The sequence below is a fragment of the Caulobacter sp. S45 genome (assembly GCF_903642205.1).
Taxonomy (GTDB): Bacteria; Pseudomonadota; Alphaproteobacteria; order Caulobacterales; family Caulobacteraceae; genus CAHJWH01.
On record NZ_CAHJWH010000113.1, the window covers coordinates 1 to 10,690 of the forward strand.

At 69.5% G+C, this 10,690-nt stretch carries 10 protein-coding genes; 3 read left to right on the top strand and 7 right to left on the bottom strand.

Translation table 11 applies throughout. The features are described from left to right. The coding region (locus tag HUV06_RS11355) for a DEAD/DEAH box helicase (protein ID WP_174301378.1) at positions 1-1,498 on the bottom strand (1,498 nt) is incomplete at its 3' end. Between the two features lie 258 nt (positions 1,499-1,756). Here HUV06_RS11355 and HUV06_RS11360 point away from each other — a divergent pair. Next, positions 1,757-2,875, top strand: a complete 1,119-nt coding sequence (locus HUV06_RS11360) for an acyltransferase (protein WP_174301379.1) — start codon at positions 1,757-1,759, stop codon at positions 2,873-2,875. 102 nt (positions 2,876-2,977) lie between these two features. After that, positions 2,978-4,003: a DUF4214 domain-containing protein gene (locus tag HUV06_RS11365; RefSeq protein WP_174301380.1), complete on the top strand. Its 1,026-nt coding sequence runs from the start codon at positions 2,978-2,980 to the stop codon at positions 4,001-4,003. Positions 4,004-4,029: 26 nt separating this feature from the next. Here the strand turns inward: HUV06_RS11365 and HUV06_RS11370 are convergent, their stop codons facing one another. The 5 genes from HUV06_RS11370 to HUV06_RS11390 are packed head-to-tail and all read right to left on the bottom strand — an operon-like array spanning position 4,030 to position 9,259. Next, a complete protein-coding gene (locus tag HUV06_RS11370; RefSeq protein ID WP_174301381.1) occupies positions 4,030-5,583 on the bottom strand; it encodes an ABC transporter permease/substrate-binding protein in 1,554 nt (517 codons plus the stop codon). Next, positions 5,576-6,352 (bottom strand): ATP-binding cassette domain-containing protein, encoded by a 777-nt coding sequence (locus HUV06_RS11375; protein WP_174301382.1) that lies wholly within the window; start codon positions 6,350-6,352, stop codon positions 5,576-5,578. The genes HUV06_RS11370 and HUV06_RS11375 overlap by 8 nt, the downstream gene beginning before the upstream one ends. After that, complete coding sequence (locus HUV06_RS11380; protein WP_174301383.1) at positions 6,349-7,002, bottom strand: class II aldolase/adducin family protein; 654 nt, start codon at positions 7,000-7,002, stop codon at positions 6,349-6,351. Before HUV06_RS11380 ends, HUV06_RS11375 begins: the two co-directional genes overlap by 4 nt. Further along, on the bottom strand, positions 6,999-7,844 hold the full coding sequence (locus tag HUV06_RS11385) for an NlpC/P60 family protein (RefSeq protein WP_254601070.1): 846 nt from the start codon (positions 7,842-7,844) through the stop codon (positions 6,999-7,001). Before HUV06_RS11385 ends, HUV06_RS11380 begins: the two co-directional genes overlap by 4 nt. Beyond that, entirely contained in the window at positions 7,841-9,259 is a 1,419-nt protein-coding gene (locus HUV06_RS11390; protein ID WP_371811072.1) for a M17 family metallopeptidase, read from the bottom strand. Before HUV06_RS11390 ends, HUV06_RS11385 begins: the two co-directional genes overlap by 4 nt. Before the next feature lie 112 nt (positions 9,260-9,371). Between HUV06_RS11390 and HUV06_RS11395 the strand changes: the two genes are divergently transcribed. Further along, a complete protein-coding gene (locus HUV06_RS11395) occupies positions 9,372-10,178 on the top strand; it encodes a tetratricopeptide repeat protein (protein WP_174301384.1) in 807 nt (268 codons plus the stop codon). 77 nt (positions 10,179-10,255) lie between these two features. Here the strand turns inward: HUV06_RS11395 and eda are convergent. After that, positions 10,256-10,690: bifunctional 4-hydroxy-2-oxoglutarate aldolase/2-dehydro-3-deoxy-phosphogluconate aldolase (gene eda, locus HUV06_RS11400; protein ID WP_174301385.1), on the bottom strand; the 435-nt coding region annotated here is incomplete at its 5' end.

The following is a 10,690-nucleotide window of genomic DNA, read 5'->3' on the forward strand; positions in this document are numbered from 1 at the left end:
GACCGGGCCGGGCCGGGCCGCTGCGGGCGTCGGCCTCCAGGACCCCGCCCGCGGGACGGCTGGGCTCGCGCTCCCCGTAGGCCGCCCGTTCGGCAGCCGGTGGAGCTGCTTCAGGAAGGACGGCCGCGGGCTGATCCGAAGCCGAGCGGGTGCGGCCGCCCCGCGTGCGGCGGGCCGGCCGCGCCGGCGCGGCCGCCTCGGTCTCGGGCGCTGCAACTGCCTCAGCCGCCACGTCCGCGAGGACGCCGGCCTGAGGCTCGCCGTGCGCCTCGCGCCGGGAGGTGCGGTAGCCGCGGTCGCGCTCGCGGCCGGCGGGCTTCCTGCGGCGTGCGCCATCCTCGCGCCCCTCGACCTCCAGCCGGCCCCAGTCGAGGTCCAGCGTCAGGGTCTCGGGCTCCTTCTTGGTGAGCTTCAGCACCTTGTCGTAGCCCTTGGCGTCGGCCGGCGTGACGATCATGAAAGCCTCGCCCGAGCGGCCGGCGCGGCCGGTCCGCCCGATCCGGTGGACGTAGTCCTCAGCATGGTGGGGGACGTCGTAGTTGAACACCTGGCCCACGGCCGGGATGTCGAGTCCCCGCGCCGCCACGTCCGACGCCACCAAAATCGTCAGGCCGCCGTTCCGGAAGTTCTCCAGCGTCTTGGTGCGCTGGGACTGGTCCAGGTCGCCGTGGATCGGCGCGGCGTCGAAGCCGTGGCGGATCAGCGACTTGGCCACCACGTCGACTTCGGACTTGCGGTTGCAGAAGACGATGGCGTTCTTAACGTCGGCGCCGGAGATCAGGGCCCGGAGCGCATTGCGCTTGGCCTTGGGCTCCGCGGACGGGATCATGGCCACGTACTGGCTGATGTTCTCCGCCGTCGTCGCCGGGCGCGAGGCCTCGATCCGGGTGGGGTCCTTCAGGAACTGGGTGGTCAGCCGGGTGATCTCCGGCGGCATGGTGGCGGAGAAGAACAGGGTCTGGCGCTTGGGCGGCGTCAGCTTGAAGATGCGCTCGATGTCGGGGATGAAGCCCATGTCGAGCATGCGGTCGGCCTCGTCGACCACCATCATCTCCACCCCGATCAGCATGATCTTCTTGCGCTCGAACAGGTCGAGCAGGCGTCCGGGGGTGGCGATCAGCACGTCCACCCCGCGGTCGAGCTTCCTAAGCTGCTCGTCGAAGGAGACGCCGCCGATCAGCAGCGCCCAGGACAGCTTGGTGCCCTTGGCGTACTTCTCGAAGGAGGAGGCGACCTGGTCGGCCAGCTCGCGCGTGGGGGCCAGCACCAGGGCGCGGGGCATCTGGGCCTTGGAGCGGCCGCTCATCAGCCGCTCGATCATGGGGATGGTGAAGGCGGCGGTCTTGCCGGTGCCGGTCTGGGCGATGCCCAGCACGTCGCGGCCGGCCATGGCCACGGGGATGGCCTGTTCCTGGATGGGGGTGGGCGTGGTGTAGCCGGTGTCGATCACCGCCTGGAGGACTTCGGGTCGAAGTCCGAGCTGGGAGAAGTCGGTCATGTCTCGCGGGGCAAGCGACCGAGTCCGGCGGAGTCGCCTTCGAAGCCTATGGGCCCGATCCCGGTCTGTCTCGATCGACTTAGGCGAGAGCCATCGAAAGTCAAGGCTGGCTTCCGGCGGGGCAGCTCCGAGATCGATGCTATACAGCGCGTCCGGCGTCCGCTCACCCCGGCAAGCGCAAGATCAGTGGGCCAAGGCCGGACAAGCCCGGTCGGAGTTCCAACCGTCCGGAGACCACCGCCCACGGGTCGGAACGGCTTGCGTTCGCGCGCCGTGTGCCGGAAAACTAATCTGAGATTCACGTCGTGCGCAATGTCATCCTCTTTCACAGCCACCCAGATCGTAGCGGCAGCCTATCGAGCCGTGCTCCTGCGGGAGGCTGACAGCGGCGGCCTGCAAGACGCGGCCAGCCAGCTTGACGAGCACCTCAGCATTGATCAGTTCTTCTATGGACTGCTTAACTCACCAGAATTTAAATCAAGGCTCCCGCTCTTCTGTTCACATTATAGATTGAACGAGGAGCGTAAGGAAGACACCAGCCAGTCAAACCTGCTCGACGCGGTGAGTTCAGGCGGAAGCGCAGAGGTTATACACAACTTCATCATGAACCATTCAGCCTGGCGCGGCCTGGACGTCTTGGCGCAAGCCGGCGACCCTGTCGTTGTTCTAGGAGATCTGCAGGTCTATCGATGCTCGCTGGAAGCTGATCGCGTGGCTCTCACACACCGGGGCGTCTGGGTCCACGGCATCAAGGAGGGCGAGGAATTCACCGTCGTGGTCGACGCCGCTGCGACGCCCATACACGTGGACGTCCACACCTATGGATACTCAGGCAATCTGTTGGTGTTTGGGCCCGGATGCGCCATGAGAGGGGACTTCCGCTTCGGCGGCTCCGGCAACATGGCCTATTGCAGCGGTCGCGCCGGGCAAGATCAGGCCTACCGCGTGGCTCTTTACACCTCTTCGAGCGCCTTCGTGTTCGGCGCGGAGTCCACGTCGGTCGGGACGTACTTCCACATCGAAGGGCCTGACCGCTACATCATAGTAGGGCGTGATTGCATGCTTTCTGCGGAAACCTATGTCGCCGCCACCGATAACCACGCCATCTTGGACAAGGACACAGGTGAGGTGCTAAATCCGCCCGAAGACATCTTGATCGGTCCTCACGCCTGGATCGGCTTCGGCGCCACGGTCCTCAAAGGCGCAGATGTCGGCCAAGACGCCGTCATAGCTGCACGAGCGCTGCTGACGAAGTCCGCTCCGCCCGGCGCCCTTCTGGCCGGCTCGCCTGCAAGGGTCATCCGTGAGCGTGTGACGTGGGATCGCGCCTTCCCCTCCGTGCTCCAGATGCACAAGGCGGGTGAGCCCCAGCCCTAGGCTCCCTGGTGACGCCGCCATGGTGAAGAGCGACCGCGCCGCCGAACAAGAGAGCCGCACAATTCCTGTCCGCCTCCGTGTTGCATCACAAAGGAACGTCACTTGACCCTCAGCGGAATGGACACGGAGGATTTCGTCAGGCTGGTCTATACCAGCGTGCTGCGGCGCTCCCCGGAAGATGTAGGACTAGAAAGTGGCGTAGCCGCGCTACAGCAAGGGATGAGCCCAGCCGCCTACCTGCAATCGGTGGCGTCTTCAGACGAATTTGCGGGCAGCCGGTTGGTTCCTGGCCTGTCGTCGGCGCGGCCGGCCTATGATCCTGCAGCGGACGAGTTGTTCAACCAGGCTCGCACCGCGGACGTGAGCGAGGCTACCACCTCACTCTCGGCGTTTGACGCCATTGGATATGAACACTTCAATTCCGTCATTGACGCCGCGTATGCGACGTTCGAGGCGGAAATGCCGGGCTTCAGCGGCCAGGATTTCTATGTCGAGCAACATAGACTACGCTTCTTTGAACTCTCCAACATCGTAGCGAAGCTGATGGCGGAGGGGACAAGCGAGGACAAGACGATCCTTGATGTGGGCTGGAGCGTAAATACGCTCGCAGTTCAACGGCTGTTTCCGGGGGCGCAGGTATGGGCGCTGGATCGTCCTCAGATGCCCATGCCCGCCTCTCTCCAGGCTCACGCGATCCATCAGGACCTGACCGCGAAGGATCTGGATGACGTGGATTTCGGGCTTCGGGCCGACATAATCCTGTTCGCCGAGGTTCTGGAACACCTGCTCGTGAACCCCGTCAAGGTGATCTCATTCCTTGTAAGGCACCTAAGGCCGGGGGGGCGCCTGATCATCACGACGCCCAACTTCTTCCGTGCCGGCGCGGTCGACGCCATGGCGAGGAACGACAATCCACAGCCTATATTTCCGTACGAGAGTGGACCGGAAGACGCGCCGCACTTCCACGTCAGGGAATATTGCATGAGGGAGTTGATCGGCTACGCGAAGGCGGCGGCGGGAAGGCTGGAAGCCTTCTTCTTCTCCAGCTGCTGGGACGACGCCGCCATCCGCGACTCGCGGCCGCAACATGAATGGTCCAACATGGTGGTCGTCGTTCAACGCGTGTAGCGGGCCCGACCCTCCGGGCGGCCTGCTCACCGGCCGATCGCCTTCGCCAGCGCCTGGGCCGCCTGTTGCGGAGTGAGCTTGTCGGCGTCGCGGTCGACCGTAAGGTTGGCGGCGCGCATGGCCTGGACCGGCACCCTGTTTACCAGGGGCAGCAACGCGCCCCGCAGTCGCGCGTCGGCGCTGCTGTGGGGAGACAGGAGGATGACCGCATCGTAGCTCGGGGCTGCGCCCATGGGGTCCGACAAGGCGACCAGATGGTCGGCGGCGATGCGGCCGTCCGAAGAGAAGGCGGAGATGACGTCCGCCTCGCCGCCCTCCAGCGCACGATACATGAAGGTGGGCTGGTAGCGCGTCTGCGCCCTAAAGCTCAGGCCGTAGGTGCCTACCAAGGCGCGCCACTCGGGGCGGGACAGGAACTCCAGGTCGGAGCCGAGCTTCAGTGCAGGCGCCCGCGGCGCCAGGTCGGAGAGGCTGACGATGTGCAGGGCGTTCGCGCGGTCCCGCTTCATCGCCAGCACATAGGCGTTCTCAAAGCCCAGCGGCCCCAGCAGGGTGACGCCGTAGCGGGCCTTCAGCTCAGCGGTCAGGCGGCGGAGCAATTCGGGCCGGGGCGGCGTGTCGGCGTGGTGCAGCACGTTGGTCCACAGCGTGCCGGAGTAGTCGACATAGGCGTCCAGGTCATTGGCCGCGAGCGCGCGGAAGGCGATCACCGAGCCGAGGTCGGAGCGCTGGACCACGCGGGCGCCCGTCGCCTTCAGCCGGTCGCTCATCAGGTCGGCCAGGATGTACTGCTCGGAGAAGTTCTTGGCGCCGATGACGTAGGGCTTCGGCCCACCGGCGCCTGCCGCCAGCGGCGCCAGAGCCAGGACGGTCCCGGCCAGCAGGCCTGCGCCGCCAAGCGCCAGACGCAGGCGCGAGCGACGGGCCAGACCGGTCTCCACCAGGGCCAGCAGGCCGTCGGTGATCAGGGCCAGGGCGGCGGAGGCGCCGCAGCCGAACAGCACCAGCACCCAGTTCTCGGTCTGCAGGCCTGAGAAGATGTAGTCGCCGAGGCTGGTCCAGCCGACCGCGGTCGAAAGCGTCGCCGCCCCGATCACCCAGACCGCAGCGGTACGCACGCCCGCCATCACGACTGGGGCCGCAAGCGGCGCCTCCACCTGGATCAGGCGCTGGCGGGGCGTCATGCCCACCGCCCTCGCCGCCTCCACCACCGCCGGGTCGAGCCCCGTGAGCCCCGCCACCCCGTTCCGAAGGATCGGCAGCAGGGCGTAGAGGCTGAGCGCCAGCAGGGACGGCAGGAAGCCCAGAGCCGCGAAACCATGGCCGCTCATCGCCCGGGCGGCGGCGGACAGCGCAAGCAGCAGCGGATAGAACAGGGCCAGCAGCGCCAGGCTCGGGATGGTCTGCACCAGGCTGGCGAAGCCCAGCGCCGGCAGACGCACCGCTGGAATGCGGGCGGAGGCGAGGGCCAGCGGCAGGCCGACGAGCAGGCCCAGCACCAGCGCCGCCGCGCTGAGCGCCACATGGCCGGCGAGATAGGCCGGCAGCAGCGCGAAGGCGGCGCGGACCTGCTCAGACATTTAGGACGCCCAGCCCAAGCCGCTCGGCCACGCGCTCGGCCTGGCGCCTCGGGCTGGCCATCAGCTCGCGCACGTAGGGGGGCGCGTCCCCGCCCATCAGCTCACGGGCCGAGCCCTGGGCCAGCACGCGGCCCGTTTGCATGACCGCCATACGGTCGGCGAGCAGCACGGCCTCCAGCACGTCGTGGGTGATCATCACCGTGGTCAGGGCGAGTTCGTCGTGCAGGGCGCGGTAGTCGCTCGCCAACGCCTCGCGGGTCACCGGATCGAGGGCGCCGAAGGCCTCGTCCAGCAGCACGATACGGGGCTCCGCGGCAAGCGCCCGGGCGATCCCCACCCGCTGGCGCTGGCCGCCGGACAGGGCGTCGGGCCGCCGCTGCGCATAGGCCTGCGGCAGGCGCACGAGGTCGAGCAGGCGCCCCACCCGCCTCTCAATCCGCTCCGCCGGCCAGCCGAGCAGGCGGGGCGTGACGCCGATGTTCTCCGCCACGCTGAGGTGCGGGAACAGGCCGATGGCCTGGAATACGTAGCCGATACGCCGGCGCAGGGCGTGCGGCGGCCCCTGCCCCACCGCCTCGCCGCCGACCAGGACCTCGCCGCGGTCCGGCTCCACCAGCCGGTTCAGCATCTTGACCAGGGTGCTCTTGCCGGAACCGGACTCGCCCACGATGGCCAGGAAGCCGCCGTCCGCGGCCTCGAGCGTGACCTCGTCCACCGCCTGGGTGGCTCCCCCGTCAAAGGACTTGCTGACCCCACGCCAGGCGATCATGCCGGCGAAGCTGTTTGGCCATAGGCTTGGAACTGCTGGAACACCTCGACCATCTGGGCCTCGCTCAGCACGTTCGGGCCGCCGATCGCGAGCGCGCCCCAGTAAACCGCGGCCTGCTCCTCCACCTCCTCGGCGATGGCGAGCGCACGCTCCAGGTCGGTGGAGGCGACGATCAGGCCGTGATTGGCCATCAGGCAGGCCTGACCGCCGTCAAGCGCCTGCACGACTCCCCGCGCCAGGGCGTCGGTGCCGAAGGTGGCGTAGGGCGCGAGCGGAATGGACGCCTTGCCGCCCACGGCCACCATGTAGTGCATCGGCGGGATGGGGCGGCCGACGCAGGCCAGGATGGTGGCGTGGCGGGCATGGCAGTGGACCACTGCGCACACGTCGGGCCGGCGGGTATAGAGGCCGTGGTGCATGCGCCACTCGCTTGAAGGCTTCAGGGCGCCCGGCGCGGCGCGGCCCTCGCCGTCCATCTCGACCATGGCCTCGGGCGTCAGGCGGTCGGGCGTCACGCCGCTGGGGGTGACCAGCATGCCGAGGCCAAGGCGCGCGGAGACGTTGCCGGACGTGCCGCGGTTCAGCCCTCGCTCCGCCATGGTGCGCATGACGTAGACAAGCTGTTCGCGAAGGTCGGCCTCGTCGGTCATGCGGGAGACAGCCGCCGGTAGTCCGTCGGACGGCCGCCGTCGCTTCCCACGACACGCTCCACCGCTGCGGCCAGGGGCTCGGCGGTCACCGCCATGTGGAAGGCGTTGGCGTGGATCAGGGTCTCCGCGTCCAGCATCATGCCCACATGCCCGCGCCAGAACACCAGGTCGCCGCGGACCAGCGCTTCGCGATCGACCGCCCGGCCGAGCAAGGCCTGCTGGTCGCTGTCGCGGGGCGCGGCCTGGCCGCAGGCATAGAAGGCCTGCTGCACCAGGCCCGAACAGTCCAGCCCCACCGAGTCCCGACCGCCCCAGAGGTACGGCGCGCCGAGATAGGCCAGGGCCACGGCCGCCGGGTCATGCGCCCAGTCGCCCAGCCGGCGCAGGTGGCGCTCGGGCGCATAGCCTGAGCCGTCGAGCCGAGCGAGGCGGCCGTCGCTCGCCTCGACCCGCACCAGGGCGTTCATGGACAGGCATGCCACGGGGTCGGCCTTGATGGACGCCTCGCCGAAGGCGTAGGTGCGCAGCGCGCTTACCCAGTGGGTCGGCGGCGGCCCGGCGGGCGCGAGCGTCTCCAGCCGCACCCAGCCCACATAGCCGTCGCGAAGCGCCTGGCCGAACGCCCAGCCGCCCTGGCGCTCCAGCATGTCGAAGCGTTCGCCAAAGATCAGCTGGTCCAGTTGCTCGGCCGTGCGCGAGGGCTCCCGCCGGATCGCGCAGACGGCGAAGGCGGCCTGCATCGGCTCGGGCGTCAGATACCGTGTCGCCTCCTGCACGCCCTCCAGCGCCAGGGCGGCGACGCCGCCCCGGGCCAGGGTCACGCGGGGGTCGAGCGGGTTCACGTCACTCCTTTTACGCCTGGGCCGGGTAGCGCCGGGTAGCGCCGGCGCAGCAATTGGAAGAGGGCGCGGATGGCCTGGGCCTCTCCGCCCACCGGCCAGCCCGGACGCTTGCGCGGGTTCCAGGCGAACACGTCCAGGTGCACCCAGGCGCCGACGGTCGGCGCGAACCGCTTCAGGAACAGGGCGGCGGTGATGGAGCCCGCCTGCGCCCAGGCGTCGGGGTCGTTCTTCAGGTCGGCCACGTCGCTATCGAGCGCTGAGTCGTAGGCGGCCCAGAGCGGCATGCGCCAGAGCGGATCGGACACCGCACGCGCCGCAGCCTCGATCTCGGCCGCCAGAGCGTCGTCGTCTGTGTAGAAGGGCGGCAGCTCGGGCCCCAGCGCCACCCGCGCCGCGCCGGTCAGGGTCGCGAGGTCGATCGTCAGGTCCGGGGCGAGCTCACCCGCCCGGGTCAGGGCGTCGGCCAGGATCAGCCGACCCTCCGCATCGGTGTTGCCGACCTCGATGCTCAGGCCCCGGCGCGAGGCCAGCACGTCGCCCGGCCGCATGGCATCGGCGCTGATGGCGTTCTCCACCACCGGCAGCAGCACGGTGAGCCGCACCGGCAGGTCATCTCCCATCACCATGCGCGCAAGGGCCAGGGCATGAGCGGCGCCGCCCATGTCCTTCTTCATGTTGCGCATGCCGGACGAGGGCTTGATGTCCAGGCCGCCGGTGTCGAACACCACGCCCTTGCCGACGAGCACCACGTGGGGCGCGGCCTCCCCAGCGTCCGGGCCGGTCCAGACCATCTCGATCAGGCGAGGCGCGCGGGCCAGGGTCGCGGCGCGGCCCACGGCGTGTATGGCGGGATAGTTCTGCTCCAGCAGGTCTTCGCCCGTGACGACCTGGAGGGTGGCCCGATGAGCCTGGGCGATCTCGCGGGCTATGGCCTCGATCTGCAGCGGGCCCATGTCGTTGGCCGGCGTGTTGACCATGTCGCGGGCCAGGGCGCAGGCGTGCGCGATGCGAAGGGCCGCGGCCAGGTCCACGCCGGGTGGCGCGACCAGGCGCGGCCTGGGGTGGTCATGCTCGCCCTTGTAGCGGTCGAAGCGGTAGCCGCCCAGCGCCCAGGCGGTCGCCGCCTCGGTCGTCAGCTGCGCCTCCACCACCGCATAGTCGCCGGCCGGCAGGCGTGCGGCCAGAGCGCGCCAAAGGTCCGGCGCTTTGCCCGCCACCACGTCACGCACCACCCCGCCCGCGGCCACCAGCACGAGCACTTGGCCGGGCTTGCCGGTGAAGCGCTGGCCAGCGGCCTGCGCCTGGGCCGAAGCGCCGAGGCCTACCAGCAGGGCTGGCGCGCCGGCCTCGTCCACCAGATGGATGCGGGTGGGATCGTCCGCTTCGACGATGAGGGTCTCGTGGGCGGCGGTCACGTCGGGCGTGGCTCCTGCAGGCGGGGGCCGGATGGGACGGGCATGCTTAACGCTTCCTTGAGAGCGGGTCGCCGAAACTGTGACGGACGTTTCGCCGCCCAAGGTCTCGAAGATGTGTCGCAACCCGAAGCCGACCGCAACCGTCCTCGCCGCCCTCCTGGTCGCATGCGCGCTGGCCGGACCGGCTGCGGCCTGGCCGTTCGGTCCATCCAAGCCCGCCGCGGGAGCGCCCCCGAAGGCCGATCCCGCAGCGGCAGCCGCCGAGCCAAAGAAGGCCAACGCCCAGGAACGCGCCGCAGCCGACCGGCTGGACTCGCTGGCCCGTTCCGCCTTCTGGGCGCGCGAGGCCGGGATCGATCCCACCGACGCCACGGCCGGCGTGGAACTCGCTGCAGCCCTGCGCGCCCTCGGACGTTACCCTGAGGCGAGCGACGCCGTCTCCAAGGTGCTGGTGCTCTATCCGGACGACGTGGAGGCGCTGCTGGAAAGCGCCCGGACCTCCGTTGCGGCGAGCAAGGGCTTCTACGCCCTGGAGCCGCTGCGGCGCGCCGAGAAGGTCGCGCCCCGCGACTGGCGCGTCTATTCCCTCATGGCCGTGGCCCACGACCAGAACCAGCAGCCCGATGAGGCGCGTGCAGCCTATGGCCAAGCCCTGGCCCTGTCGCCAGACAACCCGGCCGTGCTCTCGAATCTCGGCCTATGGTACGCCACCCACGGCCAGGCGGCCCAGGGCGAGAGCTATCTGAGGCGCGCCGCAGCCCAACCCGCCGCCTCGGCGCAGGAGCGGCAGAACCTGGCGCTGGTGCTGGGCATGGAAGGCAAGCTGGCCGACGCGGAGAGCCTGATGCGCGAGGACCTCCCGCCCGACGTCGCGGCAGGCAACATGGCCTACCTGCAGGCGGCGACCAAGGTCCGCTGAGAGCGCGCGATCGGGTCCGGTGAAGAGTGTCCTACCGCTTACGTTCGGCCTGGCGACAACGCTGAGCCGGACATGCCTCAGGACGCAGGCCGCAGCTGCGAGGCCGCCCGGGCCAGCTCGGTGACGCGGCTCCAGTTCCTCGCCGCCAACGCATCCTTTGGCGTGACCCAGGCGCCACCTACGCAGAGCACCGTCCCCAGCCCCAGATAGCCCCCGGCATTGGCGGGGTTGATCCCGCCGGTGGGGCAGAAGGCTATGTCGGCGAAGGGGCCGGCGAAGGCGGAGAGTGCGGCCGCCCCGCCGGATGTCTCGGCGGGGAAGAACTTGAAGCGGTCGAGCCCGAGGTCGAGGCCGCGCATGATATCGCTTGCGCTGGTCACGCCCGCCAGCAGCGGAACGCCCGCCGCTTCAGCGGCGCACGCAACGCCCTCGGTGAGCCCCGGGCTGACGATGAAGCGGGCGCCGGCGTCCACCGCGCGCTTCAGCTGCTCAGCGTTCAGCACCGTGCCCGC

Coding starts and splice junctions, on each gene's coding strand:
- HUV06_RS11375 (WP_174301382.1), bottom strand. CDS start 6,352: ATGATCGCCTGGCGTGGGGTCAGCAAGTCCTTTGACGGGGGAGCCACC.
- HUV06_RS11395 (WP_174301384.1), top strand. CDS start 9,372: ATGTGTCGCAACCCGAAGCCGACCGCAACCGTCCTCGCCGCCCTCCTG.
- HUV06_RS11370 (WP_174301381.1), bottom strand. CDS start 5,583: ATGTCTGAGCAGGTCCGCGCCGCCTTCGCGCTGCTGCCGGCCTATCTC.
- HUV06_RS11380 (WP_174301383.1), bottom strand. CDS start 7,002: ATGACCGACGAGGCCGACCTTCGCGAACAGCTTGTCTACGTCATGCGC.